General features: G+C 58.6%; 18 protein-coding genes and 1 pseudogene. 10 read left to right on the plus strand and 9 right to left on the minus strand.

Features of this window, described 5'->3' with window-relative positions:
- The first annotated feature begins 638 nt into the window (after positions 1-638).
- Entirely contained in the window at positions 639-905 is a 267-nt protein-coding gene (locus AACY52_RS21645) for a hypothetical protein (protein WP_339419646.1), read from the plus strand.
- 55 nt (positions 906-960) lie between these two features.
- Here the strand turns inward: AACY52_RS21645 and AACY52_RS21650 are convergent, their stop codons facing one another.
- The 6 genes from AACY52_RS21650 to AACY52_RS21675 all read right to left on the minus strand — a co-directional run bounded on the left by AACY52_RS21650 (position 961) and on the right by AACY52_RS21675 (position 8,079).
- Entirely contained in the window at positions 961-2,292 is a 1,332-nt protein-coding gene (locus AACY52_RS21650) for an MFS transporter (RefSeq protein ID WP_339419648.1), read from the minus strand.
- Positions 2,293-2,371: 79 nt separating this feature from the next.
- Positions 2,372-3,781, minus strand: a complete 1,410-nt coding sequence (locus AACY52_RS21655; RefSeq protein ID WP_339419650.1) for an SUMF1/EgtB/PvdO family nonheme iron enzyme — start codon at positions 3,779-3,781, stop codon at positions 2,372-2,374.
- A gap of 12 nt (positions 3,782-3,793) precedes the next feature.
- Positions 3,794-4,783, minus strand: coding sequence for a LysR family transcriptional regulator (locus AACY52_RS21660; RefSeq protein WP_339419652.1), 990 nt, complete (start codon positions 4,781-4,783; stop codon positions 3,794-3,796).
- Between the two features lie 169 nt (positions 4,784-4,952).
- Positions 4,953-5,600, minus strand: a complete 648-nt coding sequence (gene leuD / locus AACY52_RS21665) for a 3-isopropylmalate dehydratase small subunit (RefSeq protein WP_339419654.1) — start codon at positions 5,598-5,600, stop codon at positions 4,953-4,955.
- Positions 5,601-5,618: 18 nt separating this feature from the next.
- Complete coding sequence (gene leuC / locus AACY52_RS21670; protein WP_339419656.1) at positions 5,619-7,046, minus strand: 3-isopropylmalate dehydratase large subunit; 1,428 nt, start codon at positions 7,044-7,046, stop codon at positions 5,619-5,621.
- A gap of 130 nt (positions 7,047-7,176) precedes the next feature.
- Positions 7,177-8,079, minus strand: a complete 903-nt coding sequence (locus tag AACY52_RS21675) for a LysR family transcriptional regulator (protein ID WP_339419658.1) — start codon at positions 8,077-8,079, stop codon at positions 7,177-7,179.
- Between the two features lie 422 nt (positions 8,080-8,501).
- Here AACY52_RS21675 and AACY52_RS21680 point away from each other — a divergent pair, with 422 nt between their 5' ends.
- The 7 genes from AACY52_RS21680 to AACY52_RS21710 all read left to right on the plus strand — a co-directional run bounded on the left by AACY52_RS21680 (position 8,502) and on the right by AACY52_RS21710 (position 16,255).
- Positions 8,502-9,566, plus strand: coding sequence for an iron-containing redox enzyme family protein (locus AACY52_RS21680; RefSeq protein ID WP_339560769.1), 1,065 nt, complete (start codon positions 8,502-8,504; stop codon positions 9,564-9,566).
- Between the two features lie 18 nt (positions 9,567-9,584).
- Positions 9,585-10,862 (plus strand): pyridoxal phosphate-dependent aminotransferase, encoded by a 1,278-nt coding sequence (locus AACY52_RS21685; RefSeq protein ID WP_339419662.1) that lies wholly within the window; start codon positions 9,585-9,587, stop codon positions 10,860-10,862.
- A complete protein-coding gene (locus AACY52_RS21690; RefSeq protein ID WP_258627766.1) occupies positions 10,850-11,068 on the plus strand; it encodes a 4-oxalocrotonate tautomerase family protein in 219 nt (72 codons plus the stop codon). Before AACY52_RS21685 ends, AACY52_RS21690 begins: the two co-directional genes overlap by 13 nt.
- A gap of 52 nt (positions 11,069-11,120) precedes the next feature.
- The gene (locus AACY52_RS21695) at positions 11,121-11,765 is read left to right on the plus strand and encodes a glutathione S-transferase family protein (RefSeq protein WP_265042990.1); all 645 of its coding nucleotides are present in this window, start codon (positions 11,121-11,123) and stop codon (positions 11,763-11,765) included.
- Positions 11,766-11,844: 79 nt separating this feature from the next.
- The gene (locus AACY52_RS21700) at positions 11,845-12,879 is read left to right on the plus strand and encodes a cyclase family protein (protein WP_339560770.1); all 1,035 of its coding nucleotides are present in this window, start codon (positions 11,845-11,847) and stop codon (positions 12,877-12,879) included.
- Between the two features lie 76 nt (positions 12,880-12,955).
- Positions 12,956-14,191 (plus strand): MFS transporter, encoded by a 1,236-nt coding sequence (locus tag AACY52_RS21705; RefSeq protein WP_339419671.1) that lies wholly within the window; start codon positions 12,956-12,958, stop codon positions 14,189-14,191.
- A 111-nt stretch (positions 14,192-14,302) separates the two neighbouring features.
- Positions 14,303-16,255, plus strand: coding sequence for an aconitase family protein (locus tag AACY52_RS21710; RefSeq protein WP_339419672.1), 1,953 nt, complete (start codon positions 14,303-14,305; stop codon positions 16,253-16,255).
- 6 nt (positions 16,256-16,261) lie between these two features.
- Here AACY52_RS21710 and AACY52_RS21715 read toward each other — a convergent pair whose 3' ends face one another.
- Positions 16,262-17,059, minus strand: coding sequence for a DNA-binding domain-containing protein (locus AACY52_RS21715; RefSeq protein WP_339560771.1), 798 nt, complete (start codon positions 17,057-17,059; stop codon positions 16,262-16,264).
- Positions 17,049-17,908: pseudogene (locus tag AACY52_RS32325) on the minus strand (DUF692 domain-containing protein). Before AACY52_RS32325 ends, AACY52_RS21715 begins: the two are co-directional and overlap by 11 nt.
- On the opposite strand from AACY52_RS32325, the gene AACY52_RS21730 reads away from it, so the two are divergent.
- Positions 17,898-18,311 carry a hypothetical protein gene (locus tag AACY52_RS21730; RefSeq protein WP_339419675.1) on the plus strand — a complete coding sequence of 138 codons (414 nt, stop codon included), beginning with the start codon at positions 17,898-17,900 and terminating at the stop codon, positions 18,309-18,311. The pseudogene AACY52_RS32325 and the gene AACY52_RS21730 sit on opposite strands and share 11 nt — an antisense overlap.
- 732 nt (positions 18,312-19,043) lie before the next feature.
- Here the strand turns inward: AACY52_RS21730 and AACY52_RS21735 are convergent.
- Positions 19,044-23,216: an AvrE-family type 3 secretion system effector gene (locus AACY52_RS21735; RefSeq protein WP_339506823.1), complete on the minus strand. Its 4,173-nt coding sequence runs from the start codon at positions 23,214-23,216 to the stop codon at positions 19,044-19,046.
- Positions 23,217-23,535: 319 nt separating this feature from the next.
- Here AACY52_RS21735 and AACY52_RS21740 point away from each other — a divergent pair, with 319 nt between their 5' ends.
- Positions 23,536-24,315, plus strand: coding sequence for a PhzF family phenazine biosynthesis protein (locus AACY52_RS21740; protein WP_339419677.1), 780 nt, complete (start codon positions 23,536-23,538; stop codon positions 24,313-24,315).
- Positions 24,316-24,326 lie beyond the last annotated feature (11 nt).

Here is a 24,326-nt window from a genome sequence, read left to right on the forward strand (position 1 = left end):
CGGATTTGTCAGGCCGATTGTCACGAGGAGAGTTGCGGCAATGCCCGGTACGACGTGGCTTGCAGCAGTGCTACGAGCGCCCGTCTCTTTCCAGGAGAAAGAGACGGGCGCAGTCTGGCGCAGCGAGAAGGGTCCATCATCTGCCGCAGTGGACAGATAAGTCGAGTAGGCATCCATCACTCTTGGAGAGTGCCGTGCGAGCCGCCGGACGCTAATCGCACTTCGGGAGAACCACCACCTAAGTGGCATAGCCTTGAAGGTTCTGGCTACCTGGGCAGGTGCTGTCAATGACAGCGGTCCGTGCGCCAATTGTTATACCCACTCGAAAAGGTGGTCAAGCATCACGGCCAAAGCGTGCAAAAAGTGGCGACTGTCGCCACTGTTGTCGCCACGCTCCAGGCCCTGTTCTGCATGGGTTGTCGCCGCTGTCGCCGGTGTCGCCACATCTCTAGCCCTGGCCCCACGACAAGATCCGCTCTCACACTGGAGCTGTACTCGATAACCATCGTGAGTCATTTCTGACGGGTAAAAGATGGCGTGACGCTAATCAAATTTGAAATGGGAGGAGGAACGAGGTGGCTTAAAAAAACGAGTGAACCCTCCGATCGGCGCGATCAAAGATCGCTGGATCGGAGGATTTGGCCGAAAAAGCAAAGTCTCAAACGTCAATTACAACTCAGGCATTAAAGCTCGTTGATTGGAATCACCGCCTCACGCCGCATGATCAGCGCATGCTGCAACCGGGCAGCGTTGTTGCCAAAAACCGCAACCTATCAGCAATTGCCTGCGGGTGTGCGTTTCAACACGATATCGGCTTGATCCATCGCTCGCGGCACAGCCTCAACGAGCTTGTGCGCTTACTAGCAATTCAACGCCGCCCCGGTCAAGTGGCTGCAACCGAGTGAGCTTTCGACCAGGGACTTCGATCAACACAGAGCGGACTGTCGGCCCGGCATCGCGTCAAACCATAACCCGCCTCGCGGTCTTTGAATCATCCGGCAGGCCCCAATGGATCAGCGCCGCGCACAGGACGCAGAACGGGGCCAGCGCCAACATGCCCATGTAGGTGTTACCGCTCACGTCGTTTATGTAGCCCACCAACAACGGCGCCACCATGCCGCTCAACTGCCCGACGGTATTGACCGCAGCAATCCCGCCGGCAATCGCCAGGCCGGTAAACGCCTGTTGCGGAATCGTCCAGAAAATCGGAATGGCAATAAAAATACCCGCTGTGGCCAGCACCAGAAATGCCGTCAGCAGGATGTAGTGTTCATTGAAATAGCACGCGGCGAAATAGCCGACGGCGCCGACCATCATCGACATCCACAAGTACTTGCGCCGCTCTCCGGAGGCATCCGAGCGCCGGGTGACGATGATCATGCCGATGGCGGCCACCAGATACGGCAGTGCCGTCAGGAACCCGACCGTCAGTTCGCTCTTTATCCCCGATGCGCCGATCAGGTGCGGCATCCAGAAGTTCAGCCCATAGCCGGTCAGTTTGATCATGAAATAGATCACCGACAGCACCGCGACCTGGCGGGTAAAGACCACCTTGAACAGCGAGGCATGGATCGGCTGCGACTGCTTCTTGTCGTTGTCCAGGTTGCACTGCAGTACATCCTTTTCGTCCTGGGTGAGCCACTTGGCGGACTGAATGTCGCGATCAAGTTTGTACAGCACGACAATCCCCAGCAGAGCGCAGGGTAACCCGGACAAGACAAACAGCCAGTGCCATCCGGCGAGTCCGAGAAAGCCATTCATGTATTCGAGGATCAGGCCCGACACCGGCGCACCGAGCACGCCGGCTAGCGGGATCGAGAGGAACCAGATGCCGTTCATGCTCGCCAGATTCTTTTTCGGAAACCAGCACGCCAGATAGAACAACAGCGCCGGACCAAAACCGGCTTCCATCACCCCGATCAGAAAGCGCAGGAAATACAACGAATATTCATTGTAGGCAAACACCAGTGCGGCGGTCGCCAGCCCCCAGGAAATCATGATGCGGCAGATCCAGCTAGGTGCGCCGTAGCGTTTGAGTCCATAGCTGCTGGGCACTTCAAAAAGCACGTAACCAAAAAAGAAAATGCTGGCGGCGAACCCGTACGCCGAATCCGACAGGCCGAGCTCGGCCTGCATCTGGGTCTTGGCAAAACTGATATTGATCCGGTCGAAATACGAGAAGAGGAAGCACACCATGGTGAGCGGAAGAATACGCCAGGCAATGCGCCGGTAAAGCATGAGTTCATCAACGCTGGCCGTATCGACCACAGCGCCTTGAATGGCAGTTGTCATGATATTTCTCCTTAATTGTAGTTGTTGGAGATCATTTGTTCCGGCTACGCATGGCAGCCGGTTGCTGCATTAAAAGGTTCTACAGTTCACGCACCACCCTGAAACCGATATTGCTGGTCCGCCCCTCGACCTTGTAGCCGGCGCGGCTCGCCGAGCGGATGAACGCCGGGATATTGCCCCAGGCACCACCCCGGATGACCCCTTGCGTGCATTGCCGCTCTTGCCAGGCGCTGCCGTCCTGCGGTGCATTCCGGTAATCGCTGTGCCAGCAATCGTCGGTCCACTGCCAGACGTTGCCGAGCATGTCGAACAACCCGAAATCGTTCGCCGCAAAACTGCCGACAGGAGCGGTGTTCAACCATTGATCCGGTCCCGAAATAAAGCCGCCACAGCGAATTTGCGCAGGGCAATCGTCCGGGCCGTAGTTGGCCTGACTGCGACTGGCGGCCTCACCCCACCAGCGCGCGGTAGACGTGCCAGCACGGGCGGCGTATTCCCACTGCGCCTCGCTGGGCAGTGCGTACAGATGACCGGTCTTGTTCGAGAGCCATTGGATATAGGCACGCGCATCGCTGAGACTGACGTTGATCACCGGACGCTTGCCACGCCCCCATCCTTCGTCACTGGGCTTGTACGCGTTGCAACCGCCATCTTCCAGGCAGGCATCCCATTGCTGGAACGTGACACTGGTAACCGCCATGGCGAAGGGCCTGGCAATGTTCACCGAATGCTGTTGCTCATTGCCGAAGCGCTGTGCCTCGCTCGGCGGTGAACCCATCGCGAAATCACCTGCAGGGATCGGCATCAAGGGTGGACAAGCATCCTCGCAATCACTGAACGGCTCGCCGGACTGGGGCTTCGCTTGGCTGAGCACGGCCTGCAGGCTTTGCGCTCTGAGGCGGTTCGCCACGCTGACCGGTTGGCGTGCGGCAAGAAATTGGGCGATGTTCGCGACCTCCTCGTCGGTTAAGGATTTGGCCGCGACGTCCATGATCGGCGAAGCTCGCGTGCCGTCGCGAAAAGCGCGTAACTGAGCGTCGAGATAGCTGGCGAATTGGCCTGCCAGTTTTGGAAATGCGCTGTTTTGCGAATCACCGGCCACGCCATGGCACGCCGTACAGGCCGGAATCGCGCGCGCGTGATCACCCTCGGCGTAGAGTTTGGCGCCGGCTTGCAGGTCGGCCGTGGCGGACAGCGGAGCTACATGCGCCGAGCAAGCCTGCGGCTGGGCGGCAATCGTTCCACCTGACTGTACGCAAGTGCCTTTGGGCACCATGGTCCACTCGCCCGGGTCGTTGTCGACACTGCTCATGCCGGAGCAGGAGTGAAAACAACGGGTGTCGGCACAGTCGTTATGGCCAGCCTTGGCCACGCCATAACACACCTCGTTTTCGGCGTTTTTTTGTGCGGCGGCATCGGCTTCGCTCGCGGCCGTTGCACCGATTGAGGCCAATGCCGAAGCCAACAGAAGATCTTTGATATTCATCATCAGGGCTCGGATTCAGGACATGAACAACTGATGTGGATTGCCGCCCGCAACTCGCTCGCCCGGACGTACCAGCCACACGCCAGCGCGGTGTTCGTTGTTAGCCTGGGTCAGGTGTGTGAACAATTTTCCGGCTGCAGGCGACAAATGCCGGGGATCGCGCACGACCACTTTCAAGTGGCGCGTGGCCCATTCGTCGCGCAGGTCGAGCGAAACCAGATTTTTCGGCGGCCCGAGGCTTTTGAACACCTGGTAAGGAATCAGCCCTACGCCAACCCCGGCCTGGACCATGCGGCATAACACTTCGAAACTCGGCACCTGCGTTTGAATGTTCAACGGTTTGCCGGCTTCCAGCGAGCTTTTCATCGCGTGGTTCAGAATCCAGTCGTTGCCGTGGAGACCGATGTGATAATTGTCCAGCGACTCTTCAAAGCGGATCTGACCGCGCGCTGCCAGCGGATGCTTGTGATGGACAACCATGATCAGGCGATCCTGGCGGTACGGTTCGCAGTACAAATCGTGTGGCACGCCATTGTCCGCGTACACCCCGATATCGGCCTTGCCCGCCTCTACGGCCTGCAACACGTTAAGGCTGGAATCTTCCTGAAGGTCGACGCAGATCCGCTTGTGGGCGTTGAGAAAATGACTGACATCGTCGGGCACAAACTGGGCGATGGAGGATGGGTTGGCAGCGACCCTGACGCAATCCTGCGCCTGGCGCGCATGTTCCATCAGTGCAGCATGAATCTGTTGCGCACCTTGCAACATCTGCCGCGCATGGTCGAGCAAGGTTTCACCGGCTGCGGTGAGCGTCATGCCCTTGGACTTCCTAATGAACAGCGGCAGGCCAATGGCTTGTTCCAGACCAAGCAGTCTTTTGCTCGCGGCCGAAATAGCGATGGATTCTCGTCGGGCACCGCGGGTCAGGTTGCCTTCCTCGCTGATCGAAAGCAGCAGCTTCAGCGTGGTCAGATCCAGGTGGTGTAACAAACTGATCGGATACATGTACTCACTCCGTTAAACCTGTGCGCGCCAAAGCACGCAGCGGGTATCCATTCCTTTCCCCCCGGTAGCCGCTTGCAGCGCGGCGCCGTGCAGGTCATTTCGATCCCCCGGGGATCGAACCGAATGCTCGGTAGCAATCCCCACCGTTAACGCGGTCAGTTGCTGTCGCTTATAGAGTGTTCAGTAGCCATGGGAAGCGTTTGAGATGGTTGCGTTCGAAGGCTTGAATCAGCGCCTGGCGTTGCAATGTCAGAGCGATATCATCCAGCCCGTTGAGCAGGCAGAATTTGCGGAACGGATCAATCTCGAACGCGATGGAAACGGCGTGCGCATCAGATGTGATGCGCTGCTGTTCTAGGTTGATGGTCAAATGTAAAGGTTCGGTCTGAGTGGCCGCCTCGAACAGCCGATCGATCTGCGCCTCCTCCAGCACAATCGGCAACAGGCCGTTCTTGAAGCTGTTGTGGAAGAAGATGTCGGCAAAGCTTGGCGCGATCATCACCCGAAATCCGTATTGCTCGAGCGCCCACGGCGCATGTTCGCGCGACGATCCGCAGCCGAAATTGGCGCGCGTCAACAAGATTGACGCACCTTTGTAACGCGGTTGATTGAGGATGAAATCCGAGTTCAGTGGCCGTTGCTCACAGGCCTGCCCTGGCTCTCCATGATCGAGGTAGCGCCACTCGTCAAACAGATTCTGACCAAAGCCTGTGCGGCGGATCGATTTGAGAAACTGCTTGGGAATGATCGCATCGGTATCGACGTTGGCTCGATCAAAAGGCACAACCAGACCGCGATGTTGGATCAATGGCGTCATAGTCATTTCCTTTTATGGTTATGGGTGTTTGAGTGTGCGGACATCGACGAAACGCCCGGCAATAGCTGCCGCCGCAGCCATCGCGGGGCTGACCAGATGCGTTCGCCCACCGGGGCCCTGGCGCCCTTCAAAATTGCGATTGGAGGTTGAAGCGCAGCGTTCGCCGCTGCTCAGGCGATCGTCATTCATTGCCATGCACATCGAGCAGCCGGGTTCGCGCCATTGGAATCCGGCGCGAATGAACACTTGGTCCAGACCTTCAAGCTCCGCCTGACTCTTGACCAGCCCGGAGCCTGGAACCACCATCGCCAGCTTGATGTTTGCCGCCAGCGAATGCCCGCGCACAACCTCGGCAGCGGCGCGCAAGTCTTCGATTCGCGAGTTGGTGCAGGAGCCGATGAATACTTTGTCGAGGACGATATCTTTGATCGAAGTCCCCGCTTGCAGACCCATGTACGCCAGCGCCTTGAGCATGCCGTCACGCTTGACCGGATCCGCTTCCTGACTCGGGTCTGGCACCAGGCCACCGACTGGCGCGACCATTTCCGGCGAAGTGCCCCACGTCACCTGCGGTTCAATGGTTGTGGCGTCCAGGGTCACCACCTCGTGGAACTGCGCATCCGCATCCGAGTGCAAGGTTCGCCAGTATTGGACTGCCTGCTCCCATTGCTCGCCGGTGGGTGCCAGCGGCCGGCCTTTGACATAGGCCAGGGTTGTGTCGTCGAAGGCAATCAGCCCGGCCCGCGCACCGGCCTCGATCGACATGTTGCAGATCGTCATGCGCCCTTCCATCGACAGCGCTTCGATGGTCGAACCGGCGTACTCGATCGCGCAACCCGTGCCGCCGGCGGTGCCGATCTTGCCAATGATTGCCAGGACAATGTCCTTGGCGGTCACGCCGGGCGGCAACTGGCCGTCGACCTGGACTTTCATCGACTTCATTTTCTTCGTCAGCAGAGTCTGGGTGACCAGCACATGCTCGACTTCCGAGGTGCCGATGCCATGTGCCAGACAAGCAAAAGCGCCATGGGTCGAGGTGTGCGAGTCGCCGCAGACGACCGTCATGCCGGGCAGCGTCGCGCCTTGTTCCGGGCCGATCACATGCTCGATGCCTTGGCGGGGATCGTTCATCCCGAAGTAGGTGAAGCCATAAGTCTGCGCATTGGCGTCCAGCGTCTGAACCTGCATCCGCGAAAACGGATCACGGATCTTGCCACCGGTACGATCACTGGTCGGCACGTTGTGATCGGCGACGGCAAGGTTGGAGGCAACCCGCCACGGCGTGCGTTCGCTCAGTTTCAGCCCTTCGAAAGCCTGCGGACTGGAGACTTCGTTGATCAGATGGCGATCGATGTAGAGCAGAGCCGTGCCGTCTTCATCGGTGGTAACGGCATGCGCATCCCAGAGCTTTTCGTAGAGGGTTTTGGCTGGCGTGGCGATGGTCATGGGCAAGTCCCGTCGGAGATGTATCCAAATATTACTACTTGGATCCAATCCCAGACATGACATGTCGAGATGGCTAACGTGCCGATTGGCGAGTGACACGTGCTTTGCTCAAGACTTTTCTGCCAAATCCTCAGTGCTTGTTGGTCAGATAATTGACCAACGCTGCTGCGGTGGCAGTCAGGCGATCACGATGGCGAAACACCACTACCAGTTTGCGGATCGACCACGGCTCGACGATCGGCACCACACGCAGGTCCAGCGCGTTCATATTCAACTCGGCCACCAGTTGCGGAACCACCGCCACCCCGAGTTTGACGTGCACCATCCGGCACAACACGTCGAGGCTGCGCACACGAATCTTCACGTCCAGCTCCTCGCCAATGTCCCGGGCGCGCTGCGCCAGCAAAGTCATCAACGAGGTTTCCTCAGACAAACCGACGAAGCTCTCGCGGGCGATATCGTTGAACGTTACAGAACTGGCTTCGGCCAGGTGGTGGCCGCGCGGTACCACCAGCACCAGCCTGTCCGTGCGATAAGGCAAGAACTCCAACTCTGCGGTACCGTAATTGGCATTGCAGATACCGATTTCAGCGTTGCCCTCGGTGACGCTGCGCATCACGTGGGCGCTACTGTGCTCATCGACGAGAATTTCCACTTCCGGGAACAAGCGTTTGAACGCCGCCAGATCCTCCGGAAGAAACTGAACGATGGCCGATAGGTTGGCGGCAATCTGCACACTGCCCTTAGCGCCCGAGGTGAACTGTGAGAGCTCGGCGTTGAGGCTTTCCAGGCTGGCAATCATCGATTTGGCGTGACGAATGATCATTTCACCGACCGGCGTTACGGAAATGCCGCGCGATTCGCGATGAATGATCGGCAGCCCGACAATCGCCTCGATCTCGGCGATACGCCGGCTGACGGCCGAGGGTGTGATGCACTCGCGTTCAGCGGCGCGGGCGATGTTTTTTTCCTGACAAACCGTCACGAACAAGCGCAACGAAGTGAAGTCCAGTTTTCTGACTAAGTGATTCATGGCCCTCCCTTGGGCGCGACAGATTCTCGACTAACTCCAGACACGCCAACACGAATATTTCTTATTTAATGATATTAAACCGCCACTCAAACTGAGCACGAAGCGCGACTTGCTGACATGGAATACACGTTTTTCAACACCATTGGAAGTATCAACCCACCCTACACAAGGTCGACCAACTGAAACTCCGCCGCCCGCTCAGCGCACTGAAGCACGTCAAACCGAAGCGGCCGTTCTCATTAAGTTGAATACTGTAGAAAATTCGAGAATTGATTTTCACAGCACCGCCATAGACCATGGAGCGTAACTGAATAGCGCCCTATCTACTTGCACTAAGAGAAAAGCAATCGACTCTATTAGCGCAATTTTGCGAGCCACTATTTGTCCGTGAAAGTTGTTTTACTCGTTCGAAGGAGTGCACGATGCAAACGCAAGATTTCAATTTGCTTTCATTCATCACTGACTATTGCAAGCAAGGGTTCAGTGGGTCGCAGCCATATGCGCTGAACAGTGACATGCGCCAAAAAGTCCTCGATGAGTGCCTCCGCCTGAAACGTCTTTGCGCTTGCGGCCAACAGGAACCGCGTGAACAACTGCATCGGGTACTGGCCGTCATCTATGACTACCGCTTTTCAGTGCCGCCAATGGAAACAGTCGATGTTGATGTATCTTGTGTATTCGCCGACATCACTACCTTACTTGAACCGGTCATCCTGCAAAATGAAATCGATATCATCCCGGCGGACATATTCGATCAGATGCCGACTAACGGCGGCGCTTTTGTAAGTTGGTTCAAACAACTGATAGCCCAACATCCTGCGGGCGCGCACCCATTCGTTCAGAACTATCTTCGCGACTCGGCAAGTGTTGAAGCTTTCAGAACTTTCCTGGCCCAGGAAACCACTCTCGACCCGCGCTTCGACGATATTCTGGCGCTGATGCAAGTGGGCACAGTCGGCGCAGAAAAAATGGAAATTGCCAAAAACTATTTCGACGAGATGGGCAATGGTGATGAACGAGAGGTGCACACCCTGCTGTTCAGCAAAGCCTTGAAGGCGCTGAATGTCGACGCCGCTTACATCGACAAGGCATTGCTCCCTGAGGCGCGGGTGTGCGGCAACCTTTCTGCCTGCCTGGCCCTGAGCCCGCGGCATCATTACAAAGCCATCGGTTACTTCGGAGTTACCGAATACCTCGCCCCTCGGCGCTTCAAGAAATTGGTTGCCGGCTGGCGGCGCCTGGGGCTGCCGGAGTTTGGCCTGGCTTACCACGACCTGCACATCCGCATCGATGCAATTCATGGCAAAGGCTGGTTCGACAACGTCATAGAACCGGCAGTCGAACAGGATCCGCGTGTCATTAGGGAAATCCTCTACGGCGCACTGATCCGCCTCAATTCGTCGAACACTTTCCTCGACGCCCTGCTCGCCCACGTGCAGCGTCAGGACAGAGTTGCGCAGCCACAGAACGTTCTTTCGATTGCCTAACCGGCTGAGGGGTGCATCGTGGTTTCTTTGAACAGTCATGACAGAACGCTGCCCGACTCGGTGTCCGATGCATTCGAACACTTGGCAACGTTCGATCTCGATCACATCGCAGGCTCGCAGTTGGTCGAGGTGGCCCGGGAAGCGTTTCGGCTCGGGGATGTGGACTTCCTGTGCTTTGGCGAAAGCGATCATCCGAGCCCCGTCTGCGCACAAACCGCGCTCAAGCAAGCGCTCGATGCCGGGCACACCCGCTACCCGGATATTCGCGGTGTACCGGCCCTGCGCCAAGGGCTGGCCGACTACCTAAGCGAGTTGCATCAAATGCCAGTCAGTGAGGATCGGATCGCCGTGACCGCCTCAGGCATGGCCGCAATCAACGTCGCCTTCGCTGCGCTGCTGCGCGAAGGCGACACGGCGGTACTGATTTCGCCCGCGTGGCCCAACCCGGGAAATCTCGCGGCGCTCAAAGGCGTGAATGTGCGCGACGTGCCGCTATTGCTCGACCAACAGGGGTTCACGCTGAACCTGGAAGCGTTGGAAGCGGCGTTGCCGGGCAGCCGGGTGCTGTTTCTCAATTCGCCCAACAATCCCACCGGCTGGACCGCCAGTGCGCAACAGATGCAGGCAATTCTGGACCTGTGCCGCCGCTACGGGGTGTGGATCGTCAGCGATGAAGTCTATTCACGCCTGATCTATGACGGCCGGCGAGCCGCCCCTTCGATGCTCGACATCGCCACGGCCCAGGATCGTCTGGTGGTGTGCAACAGCTTCAGCAAAACCTGGGCCATGACAGGGTATCGAGTCGGCTGGCTGGTGGTGCCGCAGGGCCAGCGGGAAAAGCTTGGTGAGCTGATCGAGCTGACTCATTCCGGGGTCGCGCCCTTCGTGCAGATGGCGGCGCTGGCGGCGTTGCAGGATCGGCCATTCGTGGACGGGTTCCGCGATTACTGCCTGACCGGGCGGGCGATCGTGTCCGCCGCGCTGGCCAGTGTTGCAGGCATCCGCTACCACCAGCCAGACGCCGCCCTGTATGCGTTCATCCAGCTAGAGGGCGTCAGGGACAGCCTAAGTCTGGCCATGGCGCTGGTGCAACAACATGGCGTCGCCATCGCACCGGGCAGCGCGTTCGGCCCCGCGGGAGAAGGCTTCATTCGCGTGTGTTTTGCCCAGAAACCCGAACTGCTGCGCCGTGCCATGGAGCGTCTGGCGCGCGGTTTACAAACAGAGTTGGCGAAGCAAGGCCCGGTGCCGAGCCTCGTCGCTGCCAACCCAAGGAGCGTTGCATGCCTTACGTAAATATCAAGATTACCGATGAAGGCGTCACCCGCGAGCAGAAACGCGAGCTGATCGCCGAAGTCACCGCGGTGCTGGAACGCGTGCTGCAGAAAAACCCGCGAAGTACCACGGTGGTCATCGATGAAGTCCATGTCGATAACTGGGGCATGGCTGGTCTGCAAGTGCCGGAGTATCGCGAAACATTCATGAAAAAACCGTCCGCTTAAGGTCGGTCAACGCAAGCAGTAGCCATCTGATTAAATCGTGCGAGGGATAGTCATGTTGACAGTTTGGGGCAGAGAACGTGGTTTGTGCGTCAAGAAGGTGTTGTGGTGCCTTGAAGACCTGAAGCTGGATTTTGAACGAATCGATGCCGGCCGCCAGTATGGCCGGACCAATGATGAGGAATACCTGCGGCTCAATCGCAATGGTCTGGTACCGACGCTGATCGATGAGGAATTCGTGCTGTGGGAGTCCAACGCGATCATGCGCTACCTGGCGCTGCGCTACGGCCCGCCAAGCCTTTACCCGTCCGAACCGAAGTTGCATGCGGACTGCAACCGCTGGCTGGACTGGTCTGTCGGTGCGCTGTGGCCGGATATCGTGCCGCTGTTCACTTCACTGATCCGCACCGCTCCCGAGCGGCGCGACATGAATGCCGTGCGCATTCAATCGACGCGCCTGGCGAAGAACTGGTCGATTGCCGACGAGTACCTGGCCGGCAAGCAATTCATCACCGGCGAGTACTTCACCATCGCCGATATTGCCCTCGGTGTGCTGGCGCAAACCTATGAAACCTTCGAGCTCGACAACAAACCCGACACCCCGCATCTGGACGCCTGGTACCAGCGCATCAGCCAGCGCCCGGGCTTCAAGCGCTTTGCCGTGTTACCACCTGAGCCAGACCCGACCGAACACAACTGAATCGATCTTGCTCAAGCCGAGCATCTGAGTTGAAACGGGCAGCCTGCGGGCTGCCCACTGGTCTGAGTGGAGTATCAACATGCGCTACAAGCAACGTCCGGCGGGTTCGAACTGGGGGGATTTCGGTCCTGATGATCAACTCGGACGGCTGAATCTGCTGACGGCTGAAAAGATCCGTCAAGGTGCCGCCGAGGTTCGTGCCGGCAAATCATTCTGCCTGAGTCTGCCGCTTGACCTGCCGGGCGGTTCGAAGTGGAACTCGCGTCGCCAGCCACCCGTGCTGAAACCGGTACTGCGCAACAATCGCTCGAACATCGACTACCAACTGAGCCAGGATGATCCGCATCTGACCGATGTGCTGTGCGACCACACCGTCACCCTTTGCACACAGTATTCGACCCAGTGGGACAGCCTTGCGCAAGTCGGCAGCCTGTTCGATATCGACGGTGACGGGCGCTTGCAAAGCTGCTTCTACAATGGTTTCCGCGCCGAGCAGGACATTTTTGGCGAGATCGAACGTGAGCCTGATGCCCACGGCGATTTCCCACCGGCGCCGGCCAGGTTCCTCGGGGTCGAGCACATGGCCGCCACCGGACTGCAAGGCCGGGCGGTACTGATCGACCTGCACAAACATTTTGGCAATGCCAAGCGGCGCGTCGGTTATGCCGAGATCCGTCAGATCATGGAGGCCGACAATATTGTGGTCGAGCCTGGCGACATCGTACTGTTCCACACCGGTTTCGCGCAGATGCTGGTGGATATGCAAGGCGATCCGGACGTGCATTTGCTTGAGCACTCGTGCGTCGACCTCAACGGTCGTGACGAAGAGTTGCTACGCTGGATCGACGAAGCGCAGATCAGCGCGATTGCAGCGGATAATCATGCGGTGGAAGCCTTCCCGTCGGAAAAACTCGATCTGCCGCACTACCCGATTTTGCCGCTGCACGAGTTGTGTCTGTTCAAACTGGGCATCCATTTGGGCGAACTCTGGTATCTGACGCCACTCGCCCAATGGCTGCGGGAAAACGGTCGCAGCCGTTTTTTGTTGACCGCGCCGCCCCTGCGTCTGACTGGCGCCGTGGCCTCGCCGGTGACGCCGGTGGCCACGGTCTGAACCCGGCGCCGGCGAGCGCATCGGCATGGCGCAGGCAACGCCCATGCGCTCGATCATTTTTACAGGGATTCATCACATGAGTAGCGTGTACTGGCAACGTAACCTGGCCATCTGTTTCTTCGGCTCATTCATCAATATCGTCGCCATGACGTTGCTGTTGCCTTTTCTGCCGATCTACATCGAGCAACTGGGCGTTGAGGGCCATGCGCAAATCGTCCAGTGGTCGGGCATCGCCTATGGCGCCACGTTCCTTTCCGCTGCTCTGGTGGCGCCGCTGTGGGGGCGTCTGGCTGATCGCTATGGCAGCAAACAAAACCTCATCCGCGCGAGCCTGGGCATGGTTGTGAGCATGGCGCTGATCGGCCTGGCGCAGAATGTCTGGCAGCTGGTTCTGTTGCGGTTTCTGGTGGGACTGGCGGGCGGCTACACGTCTGGGTCATATGTGATCGTGGCGGCACAAACGCCCAAGGATCGCTCGGCCTGGGCGCTGGGCACCCTGGCGTCGGGCATCATGGCCGGGAGTCTAGTCGGCCCGTTGATTGGCGGTGTGTTGCCGGCGGTGCTGGATATTCGCAGCATCTTCTTCCTCGCCAGCGCCTGTATTTTTCTGAACTTCCTGGCCACGTGCCTGTTCGTCCGCGAAGAAAAGCGTGTCGCCCCAGCCAGGACGAACGCGGCGCCCCCCCCCACGACCGACGCCGGTTTATCGAATAATCAGCGCACCGTGGTCTTCTCGATGCTCGCCACGGCGTCATTGCTGATGGTCGCCAACATGTCCATCGAGCCGATCATCACCGTGTACGTGCAACAACTGGTCGAGGCCGCCGGCAGCGTGACGTTCTACGCCGGTTTGACCATGTCCGCCGCCGCGCTGGGCAGCATCATTTCAGCGCCGCGGCTGGGCAAGATCGCTGACCGGATCGGTGGACTTAAAGTGGTCGCCGCGAGCCTCGCACTGGCCGGGCTGCTGCTGATTCCACAAGCCTTTGTCAGCGATATCTGGCAATTGATTGCCCTGCGTTTCTGCATGGGCCTGGCGCTCGGCGGCTTGCTGCCCTGCGTAACTGCGTTGATCCGGCACAATGTCGATGATCGCTCGGTCGGCCGCATGCTCGGTTATTCGACCTCCGCGCAATACGCCGGACAAGTGCTGGGGCCGGTCGCCGGTGGTTTTTTTGCCGGACACATCGGGATTCGTTCGGTGTTCATCGCCACCTGCGTGCTGCTGCTCGGCTGTGCGCTGTGGATCTGCCAATTGAGCGTGCAGCAACGGCGAAAAGCACTTTGTGACAAGCTCCCGGTCGATGTCTGAGCCTTGCCCACAGCGCTTGGCGATTCGTCTCCAACCAGCATCGCTGTGTTCTCCAACCATCAGCGCGGGGCGTTTTCCCCGCTGATAGAGTGCAATCAGGAGAACTCATCTATGAACAATGCAATTCGCTTTTCCGGGCGCGCTCTGTATTTGTCGCAGAACCCTGAGTGTCTTCGCCGTCAGCTCGACGGCGAAGACCTGACTTTGGCAAGCGCCGAGCCGCTGCGCGACAACATCTCTACTGACGAAATCACCCCCGTCACCGTCATGATGGTTTACGACGAGCGCCTGGGGGAATTCCCCTATGTCGGCTTCAAGGCTGGCGAGCAATTACCGATTGCTCGCCATGCGATCAAGCGAGGCGGTTTCGAGATCACCGTCGCGGGTAAGCGCTACGGCAAAGGGTCGTCACGCGAATCCTCGCCGGTGGCTGAACTGTCGGCCGGTATCCGCCTGATCGTGGCCGAGAGCTTTGAGCGGATCTATCAACAGAACTGCGACAACATTGGCATTCTGACCACCACCGATTTCTCTGTGCTTGAGCGCATTGCTGCTGGCGAAGCCATCGAATTTTCGACCTTCTTGGAAGGTCGCGACGAACTGACGCAGCAGATAATCCGCAGCGGTGGACTGCTCAAGTACAGCCGCGCTGCGCACTGGCCACTGCCGGACCGCGAGCGGGTTACCGCGAGCAAGACAGGCCAGACTTTGGTCGAGAAAATCATCACTCGTCACCTGCATCCGGATGCGCAGACCGTCACCCGTGGCGAGGGCGTGTTCATCGCCGCAGATTACCGCTTCAGTCACGACTACTTCACCGGCATGAGCGCCCACCTCATGCATCAGGCGTTCGGTCAGCCGGCCAGCCTGATCGATCCAGACCGGATCATTGCGTTTGAGGATCATCTGGTCCTCGCGCCGCAAAGCATCCCGCACATCCAGCAGGGACTGCTCGACGGTGTGGCGGATCTTGCCCGTGGCCACAGGCACTTTTCCGAGCAGTATCCGGTGCGTTCCCACGGGGCGCTGCAAGACAAATCCGGGTCAGAGGGCATTTGCCATGCCTTGATGATCGAGCGTTACGCCCTGCCTGGACAAGTGGTCGCCGGCACCGATTCACACACACCGCATTCCGGCGCGCTGGGCTGTCTGGCGTTCGGCGTTGGTGCGACCGAAATGGCCAATAGCTGGGCCACCGGTTACGTGCGCTGCAAAGTCCCCGACACGATTCGGATCGAGGTCAGCGGCACGTTAGCGCCTGGGGTGATGGCCAAGGATCTGGTGCTGTATCTGCTGCAGATGGAGTCGATCCAGGCCGGTGGTGCAATCGGCGCAGTGTTCGAATATGGCGGCCCAGCCATTCGAGGAATGAGCATTGATGAACGCGCGACGTTGACCAACATGGTCGCCGAGCTCGGCGGCATGACCGGCATTGTCGAGCCCGATGCCAAAACCGTGAGTTTTCTCAAAGAGCGGCGCGGCATCGACTTCCAGCTCGAAGACTGGATGAGCAGTGATGCGGATGCCCACTATCGCGAAGTGATCCACATCGACGGCTCCCAGTTGCAAGCCATGCTGGCCCGTCCGGGAGATCCCGGCAACGGCGTGGCAGTGGCGGATCTGCCCGCGCCGGTGAACGTGGACATCGCCTATGGCGGGTCCTGCACCGCCGGCAAGCGCAGTGATTTTGACTGCTATCACGAAGTCCTGGCGTGGGCGCTGGCCAACGACTATCCCCTGAACGCAGACACACGGCTGTTTTTGCAGTTCGGCACGATGGACGTTCACGATTACTGTCAGCAGCGCGGTTACCTGAAAACCTTCGAGCAGGCCGGCGTGGTGCTGATCAAACCGGGTTGCGGCGCCTGCGCCAATTGTGGACCGGGGCAGTCGGTGTCGGCGGAACAGGTCACCATCAGCGCGATCAACCGTAACTTTCCCGGCCGTTCGGGGCCCGGCAGCGTCTGGCTGGCCAGCCCCTACACCGTGGCCGCCAGCGCGATTGCCGGCAGCATCACCACCTTCGCCGAACTTCAGGCGACGCTGGCAGTTGGCGTTCCGTAAGGATCACTAGACGCTGACGGTAACCAGCAGCGCATCGTTCAACCAGCGCGTAACCAGCGCTGCGCTATCGACCAACTGCGATGGGAGATTTGCCTCGGCGAATCGCGCCTGAGCGGCCAACAAGGCCTCGCTCAGGCTGGCCCCGCCACTCAGGCAGATCAACCCCGCCGCTTCGCAAGGGTTCAACTCCCGCACCTTCACCACCCAGCCGAGCCGATAAACCAGAGTCGTCCGGTGTTTCGCTTGCAGATCCGGAAATGCCTGGCCCGGCGTCACATGAGCAGTCCATAACGCCGCGCATGGCCAGTCACTGTGCAGCAGCGAACAGCCTGGATGCAGGGTCAAACGTTGGGCATCGATTTGACTGCTGCTCAGCGCAGCTAGTTCGCCAGCACTCAATGCCACAGCGTCAGCAGCGAACGCCGCACACTGCACCGACCACTCCAGCGCCGCCACGTCAGCGAAATACGGGTAGGCGTGAACGGCCAAGTAATCATTGAGAAACGCCGCAAACTGCGCGCCGAACGTTTTCAGATCGGCCTGGCGCGATGGATATCGCTGGCCATAAGTATGCGCAAGCGTGCGGAAAAACTCATCGCCGACCAACGCCTTGATCACCGGATAAGTCAACGCCAGCGAGCGCTCCTGGTGCTGCCAGAGAGCACTGCGGTAACGCGAAAAACGTAGCAGATCATCGGAACTGGCAGCGTCAAACCAACCCTGCGGCAGAATCGCGGGTGCTGACGATTCGTCGAGGCTTGCAACGAAATCGGCTTGTAGCGACGCCAACTCTTCACGCGTCAATCGGCACCTCCGCAGCAATCGCCCGAGCAATCTCGACCTGACCCAATAGCTCTTCAAACGGCGGCAGACGAGTGTCCCATTCGATCAGCACCGGCACGCTGCCAAACTGGCGCAATGCGCTGCGATACAGCGCCCAGACCGGCTCGGCAACCGCACTGCCATGATCATCCACCAGCAAGCCCTGTTCATGGCTATGACCCGCAAGATGCAATTCACCCATGCAGCCAACAGCGAGCGCTTGCATGGCGGCCAGCGCCGGTTCGCCGTGGTTGCATTGATTGACGTAAAGATTATTCAGATCCAGCAGCACCGCACTCCCGGTGCGCGCCACGACTTCCGCAAGAAACTGCGTCTCACCCAAGGTATCACCCTTGTAGCGCAGACTGGTCGACACGTTTCCAGCAACAGTTGTTGACCGAGGGCGCTCTGCACTTGATCGACGCGCTCACAGACCAGACTCAGAGACGCTTCGGTCAGCGGCAGCGGCAATAGATCGTTAATGCAGCGCCCCTCCACCGCGCCCCAGGTCAGGTGTTCCGAAATCAGAAAGGGACTGACGCTGGCTGCCAACTGGCGAATGCGCTCGACATGTTCCATGGAAAACCCATGTACCGAGCCGATGCCCAATCCCACCCCATGCAGACTGATCGGATAGTGATTGGCCAGGCGCCGCAACACATGCAGATCCCAGCCACCGGGCCCGAAGTAGTTCTCGGTATGCACTTCAAGCCAGTCGACGGGCGGCAATGTCTGCAGAAAGTCGGGGTAATGCGCAGCGCGCAGACCAACACCAATCGGCGGTAACGGGCGCATTCGTGACTCGTCGGGCAATGGATTCATGACCCCCATTATGCGGACGGAATCAATCTGTGCAACTGCGCAACCGGCTGAAGACAACGGCGACGTTGCGGGCGAAATGACAACACCACTTAGAGTCAACGGTAGCCAATACGTGAGTGGGCGCCGCGAGCAATTTCCCGAATATCTCCTTCACCTGCGTGCTGCTGGGCGCGTTGACGGTGTTCCGCATCCGCCGTGCCGCCGCGCTCGACTGGTGTGGGCAGTCATGCTGTTTACGGTGCAGTTGGATTTCTGGTGGGCGGTCATTACCCTCGCACGTCGTTACGCCAACTTGGATCTCATCATGGCCGTTGGTGAACGCAGAATCGACATGATTGCCCCGGTATTGTCCGATCCTGTTGAAAAAATCGTCCATGGTTTGCACATCAGGAAAGTACTCATCCGAGATTGAAATCTTTACTCTTGGCAGAGGCTTCCGGACTCTGATTTCACGTGACAGCGTGCAAAAAAAGCGTTTCACCAGTCAATGATCTGGCAGTTTGGGCGGTCCGACTTTTTCAACACAATCGTCCGGTTTCTGCACGCTGTCCCGAAAGCGGTAAATACGTCACCGCTTATCATGGATGCGAAGAAATGTTGCCAGATCAAATACAAGCAGAGGGGGAACGCTATTTCGTGAGGTATGTCATACACATAAAGCTTACTCAGATCTTTCAGACCATGCCCCTGGACATAGGAAGGTTACGCACTCCTATGTTCAGGGGCTCAAATCGAATCACGATGAACGATAAATCAGCAATACAACGGCACCGGCACCGGCAGTAAACCAGATTCTCCAGTTTATCTGGCTAGTAATGCCACTGAGAGAGACTGAATGACATCTTTCTATGGTCAATCCGACATCTAGGCCTTGTTTCAGACAGATGGCATCATGCCCGAGCGCAGCTATAAGGGAACGCTCACTCAGATCCCCGTAGCATGTATGCCTGTGTGTATGCCTAATTGATTTGATAATAAAAAACCATTTTAAATACATCATATTAGTAGCTTCGTTCAAATGACTGTGTACCACCAAGTACTAAAAACGGCTTACCGAAAGGTAGGCCGTTTTTTTATGCCTCGCGGAAAGTGCTGGGACCGCCTGACGCAGCACCTCGACGCCCAGCTCACTCGCCGAAGTGATTCAGATGATCGGCTGGGTTTGTGTCCTCACCCGCTGATCTGCCAGGTCAATAGTCAGATCATGCCGGGGCAGACTGCCCAGCGTATCGTTCAAGTTCATGCGCAAAGGTTTATCGGGGTCCATTCCGTATTCAAGGTCAGCATTGACGCGCTTCTGCGTGAGACTCAGCCCAGCGCTGCTGGAAAAGCTGAGATTCATAGTGGGTATCGACATGCCGTGGGATTGCGTGGTGGTGTAGCTCAAGCTCAGGTTTTTGACACGCAGATTGGTGCGATCACTCAGGGCACGCCGGATCAGCGGTTCGGTACTTTCACCGGCAAGATGGCTACGCTCTATTGCGCGCACTACCTGCGGCTTGAGCTCCATGCCGAGCTTCACTGAAGTGCCCTCACTCTGGCGCCACTGATCAAGTACCTGGGCAAACTGGGGGTCATCCTTCAACCACTGTTCAATGGCCGCCTTGTTGGCCGGCGCCACATCATCCAGCCACGCATGGCGCCCGTCGTCCCGTAACCCCACACGCGTGACGGAAGACTCGACCGACGTCAGTTGGCGCAGCCCGTTCTTCACCAGGTCCTGCTGGGTGATTAATTTATCCAGTGACTGGCTGATGCCGTGATAAGCGTCCGGCTTCGTTGCTATAGGCGAATGAGTCGTGAGAAACCGTTGCACCGTGGCCAACTGTTGATCAACGGTGTTCCCCGACAGCCCGATCGCAGCCAGCTCCCGCCTGAAAGTCGGCGAGTAAAGCGACACGCTGCGTATGAGTTCATCCATCTGCGACTGAGTAACCGGTTGCGGATGCTTGAACGAAAAACTGAAAGCCTGCGACTCCCCGCGATCAAACTTCACCATCACCGACAGTTCCGGCGACGAGGCCGCCGCCGCGCTGGGCCAGTCACCGTCGGCCCGGCCTAACGCCAACGCATTGATTGGCGCGGTGTTGGCGCCCACGCCAGCCTGCCTGAATAATTGAGCGCTGGTTGTCGTACCTTGGCGGGTACCTGTTGCGGTGTGCGTGGTCGACTGGCCCTTGTCCGCATGCGCGAGATTGAGGTTGCCTACCACACCGACGCCAGCGCGGATCACTGAGTCCAACTCGGCGATGTTTTCTTGCGGGGTGTACATCAAGCGCAATTGGGCGAGTACGTCCAGGTTGACGTCACCACTGACCTTGGAACTCTTGCCTGTCGCGTGCTCCTCACCCAACGCGAGCAAGTCGTAGACGGTACCGTTCTCGCCGGTAAGGATCGACATCATCGTGCCAAAGTCTGCCTCTTTCACGTCAAAGGCGATGCTCGACCCGGTGTTTTTCGCCACCGCTGCAGTCAATTCCGCACCCACCCTCAAGCCCGGCCCCACCGCCTCCGGGCCTCGCCCTAGCGTCAGGCCCGAGGCCACCGAGCCGGCCAGCCGCCGCATGTCGTCTGTACTGATCTCAACCCGCGCGCCTTTATCGGTACGGCTGATACTCACACCGTGGGTATGCGACTTGGAGGCTCCCAAGAAAAACTCCACGGGGGCTATGGGTTTTACCCCCGTCACCATCAACCCCACGCTTTGACCTTGGGCCCGGCTCGGCGCGAGGGTCTGGCCACTGCCCAGTTGCTGTACCTGCTGCGTCATTGCCGCCTTGATGGAAGCATCGGTGGGCAACCCCAACAGGCCCGAAAGATGCCAGTGAAGCGCAGAGCCAGGTGTTCCAAGGTCCTTGGCCAACAGTTTGAAGTTGCCATACAACGATTCCGCCTGCTCGTAACTGGCAATACCTTGGCTGGCCAGTGTGTGGACAGGGCTGTCTTTAAACGCCTGCATCGTCTCGCGCAGGGAGGTTTCCAGGCGCTCCAGGCCGCTTGGGCTAACGCCTGACATATCGTCGAGCGCCCGTGCCAGATCCGCCAGTTGCTTGAGCGCGCTTGCATGATGAATCAGGTCGCCCTCGATGAGTGCCGAGGGGTGGTCAAGGTTGCGCTTGCGCTCGGGCGCCCAGGCGGGAAGCGCCAAGCCTTGGCCCTCAAGGTTGGCCAATAGCGCAGCGGTCGATTTTTGCGTCGAGGGGGAGACTCTTTTAAACACTTCATACAGTTGATGCAGCGTCGAACGGGGATCAATCGCCGCCCGGCTCAACGTGGGCCGAGCGTCAAACGCCACGCCATGCACGTCTGCCAGGCGATGTGCGCTTGAATGGCTACTGTGTTCTACGTCAGTCAGCGCTTGGCGGATCTGCTCGGCCAACGCCTGACGCGGCCCCGGCTTGCTCAGGGCTGCGAGCCGCACACCCAGGTCAGCAGGAACTGGCCTACTCTGCGCCAGCACCTTGAGCTGTTCATGCAGGCGTTTATCGTCAGCGTAGATCCCTTCCAGCCCCTTACGGCCTTTGAAATGGTGCTGAATATCCTTACCCACCTGGCTAAGGCCTTCCAGTGGGTGGAAGTGCGCTTTGATCCCTTCGATAAAATTGCGCTTGAGCCGCCCCCCTTCATGGGATTGGCCCATCACCTTGCTGCTGACGGTCAGCGCGGCACCATTGAACTGCGCACGCATCGACGTATCAGCGAATGTATCGGCCAATGACGGTGCCTGGTTCATCGATTGCACCGGGCCCCACTTCATCGTGCTGGCGGTGGCGTTCTCCAGCCGGTGAAACTGCTTGTCCCACCCGCCAAACAAGTGCTTATCGGCACCCATCCGCAGGGACTCCAAGGGCTGGCGATTCGGTAGATCAACCTTGCTCCAGCGTTGCGCGTGCTCGGTTTTGCCCTGCCAGGCCTGGCGATCCAACCTGAACAAGTCGCCTTCCTGGGTATGTGCATACAGGTTTCCCGCGTGATCCAAGGCGAGTGTCTTTATGTCAATCAAGGGGGTCAGTTCCAACGCCCTGGCGACGCCGTCCTGATGGACCTGCAGCTGGTTTTCCCGATTGACCGTCACAAAATTTCGGCCGTCCGCTACAGCGAATCCGGTCACGGGCTTTTGACTATCCCCGGCGAGCACCTCGCCAAGGGATACGTGTGGGCGCGGCGCGGGAAGTGCGGCCAAGTCGTGACTGGCGCCCTCAATCAACGGGTCGCACACTTTACTGATGGCAACCGCCTTCAATTGCCCCTCTTGCAGCACATAGGCGCGACCATCCAACCCACACGCCAGATGCTCGACACCAGGCTGCCCAGCGTTCTCCCAACGTTGGGCCGTCGCATCCCAGGTCAACAGGTGGCTTGCATCGAGTGCAATCTTGCCTCGTTGCCCGAGGTCCACTGCCGTCGACAGCGCCTGCAGGCTGGGCAGGGGCAAACCTTTCTCGATGTGTTTGACCAGCACATCGCTGAGGTTCCATTGCGGGCGGAGTGCCTGTGCGTCACTCAAGGGCACGCTGTGCACTTGAAGGCGTGCGTCGCGCACCTGAGCATTGAGTTGCCCGGCGTCATCATGAAAGAAGCCTTCCACATTGACGGCGCCCTTCAGCGCCCGCTCCAGCGCGTCGACCGTTTGCCTGACCATGGGCAGCTTGTCATCTCGTGCCATGCGCAGGTCGGCACGGACCAACTCACCGTCCGTGGTCGCCCCAAACAAGGTGTTTCCCGACACCCCGATACGCATGAGCTGCACCGGCAAACCTACCTCATCGACCGGACACACAGTGTGAGCGCCAGCCCCTTGAAGATGCACAACAGAAATATCCCGGTCCTGACTCAGCAGCACCGTGGTGCCCCCTTGGGCGCTGCTGTCTGCAAACCCTTCGGGCGTCTTCAGCAGCTGTCCTTCTTTGCTCAGGCCAATACGGGAGAATGCACGGGTATCTGCGTCTGGTTTCCAGGAAAGCGTGAGCGGCTCGAATCGAAACAGCCGTGCGCCATCCAGGCGAAACTGCTGGCCCTGCGCAGTTGTTTGAATGGCGCTGACGCGCCCCAAATGCGCGCGACCCGGGCCGTTACCGGCGCCATCGGCAGCATCGGGAAGGCTGCTTTTGAACACCGCTGCAACAGCAGGCGTGGACTGAATATGAAACAGGTACTGGCGTTCATCCTTCATCCGCAACGTATAGGTACCCGCTGCAGAAGAACCATCGGCTACATAGTGTTTATTCGGCTGGTTGAGGTGCTGGGCGATATCACGCCCCGCAAGCGTCGTATCAGCCTGCACCTTCCCGTTGATGAGTCGGGCATCGAACTGCATTGAGGTGGGTTGCAGTGTTTGATAGTGGAGCAACGACACTGGCGGCGGGCTTTTACGCGGAGGTGTTTGCTGGTGCCATTTCGTCGAGCAATTTCCAAGGGCTTGCTGTAATTTGAGAAGCGGATCTAATCCTGTGTGCATGGTAATGCTCCCAAACAAAATGAATCACAGCTGTCTAGTGGGTACTCGCTATTTTTGGTTCCACCTATGCCTGATCACCACGCCACCTTCATGCGCTCGAAAAAACCTTCCATCTGTATTTTGACGCTCGCTTGACCCACTGTTAGTGTCCGGCTCCCCCCTCAACGGAGTGCTCTCGATGAAACTGGATATCTTTCAAGTCGACGCTTTCAGCCAAACCGTCTTCGGCGGCAACCCGGCGGCGGTCTGCCCGCTGACCGAGTGGCTGAGCGATGAGCAACTGCAGAACATTGCAGCGGAAAACAATCTCTCCGAAACCGCCTACTTCGTCCCTCGTGAGGGGTTCTATGAGTTGCGTTGGTTTACCCCGCAAGTCGAAGTAGACCTGTGTGGCCATGCCACGCTCGCGGCGGCGTGGGTGCTGATCCACCAGATCGCGGATGCGCCAGACGTTTTGCGCTTTGCTACCCGTAGCGGCGAGCTACGGGTAACGCGTCAGGGCGATGAACTGGCGATGGACTTCCCCGCCAAGCAACCTCAGCGCTGCGAACCGCCCGCGGGCATGTTGAGCGCGCTGGGCATTGAACAGGCCGAAGTGTTCTGCACCGATGACTACATCGTGCTGCTCGAAGACGAAGCCCAAGTTGCCGCATTGACGCCGAATTTCGCAGCCCTCAAGGGCCTGCCCAAGCGCGGGATTGCGGTAACGGCCAAAAGCACGCCGTTTGATTTTATCTCCCGTTGGTTCGGCCCGAATGTGGGCGTGAATGAAGACCCGGTTACTGGATCGGCCCACACCTCATTGGCGCCTTTCTGGGCCGAACGCTTGGGCAAGTCGCAACTGACCGCAGAACAAGGCGGCAAGCGCCGAGGCCAATTGCGCTGTGAACTCGAGGGTGACCGCGTGATCATTTCCGGTCATGCGGTGCTCTACCTGCAAGGCACGATTTATCTGTAAAAACGCAGTAA

Source organism: Pseudomonas sp. EA_65y_Pfl1_P113 (assembly GCF_963970525.1).
GTDB lineage: Bacteria > Pseudomonadota > Gammaproteobacteria > Pseudomonadales > Pseudomonadaceae > Aquipseudomonas > Aquipseudomonas tritici.

Excerpts from the sequence above, each read along its gene's own strand:
- AACY52_RS21650 (WP_339419648.1), bottom strand. The coding sequence starts at position 2,292 with ATGACAACTGCCATTCAAGGCGCTGTGGTCGATACGGCCAGCGTTGAT.
- AACY52_RS21655 (WP_339419650.1), bottom strand. The coding sequence starts at position 3,781 with ATGATGAATATCAAAGATCTTCTGTTGGCTTCGGCATTGGCCTCAATC.
- AACY52_RS21660 (WP_339419652.1), bottom strand. The coding sequence starts at position 4,783 with ATGTATCCGATCAGTTTGTTACACCACCTGGATCTGACCACGCTGAAG.
- leuD (WP_339419654.1), bottom strand. The coding sequence starts at position 5,600 with ATGACGCCATTGATCCAACATCGCGGTCTGGTTGTGCCTTTTGATCGA.
- leuC (WP_339419656.1), bottom strand. The coding sequence starts at position 7,046 with ATGACCATCGCCACGCCAGCCAAAACCCTCTACGAAAAGCTCTGGGAT.
- AACY52_RS21675 (WP_339419658.1), bottom strand. The coding sequence starts at position 8,079 with ATGAATCACTTAGTCAGAAAACTGGACTTCACTTCGTTGCGCTTGTTC.
- AACY52_RS21680 (WP_339560769.1), top strand. The coding sequence starts at position 8,502 with ATGCAAACGCAAGATTTCAATTTGCTTTCATTCATCACTGACTATTGC.
- AACY52_RS21690 (WP_258627766.1), top strand. The coding sequence starts at position 10,850 with ATGCCTTACGTAAATATCAAGATTACCGATGAAGGCGTCACCCGCGAG.
- AACY52_RS21695 (WP_265042990.1), top strand. The coding sequence starts at position 11,121 with ATGTTGACAGTTTGGGGCAGAGAACGTGGTTTGTGCGTCAAGAAGGTG.
- AACY52_RS21700 (WP_339560770.1), top strand. The coding sequence starts at position 11,845 with ATGCGCTACAAGCAACGTCCGGCGGGTTCGAACTGGGGGGATTTCGGT.
- AACY52_RS21705 (WP_339419671.1), top strand. The coding sequence starts at position 12,956 with ATGAGTAGCGTGTACTGGCAACGTAACCTGGCCATCTGTTTCTTCGGC.
- AACY52_RS21710 (WP_339419672.1), top strand. The coding sequence starts at position 14,303 with ATGAACAATGCAATTCGCTTTTCCGGGCGCGCTCTGTATTTGTCGCAG.
- AACY52_RS21730 (WP_339419675.1), top strand. The coding sequence starts at position 17,898 with ATGACCCCCATTATGCGGACGGAATCAATCTGTGCAACTGCGCAACCG.
- AACY52_RS21735 (WP_339506823.1), bottom strand. The coding sequence starts at position 23,216 with ATGCAGTTCGATGCCCGACTCATCAACGGGAAGGTGCAGGCTGATACG.
- AACY52_RS21740 (WP_339419677.1), top strand. The coding sequence starts at position 23,536 with ATGAAACTGGATATCTTTCAAGTCGACGCTTTCAGCCAAACCGTCTTC.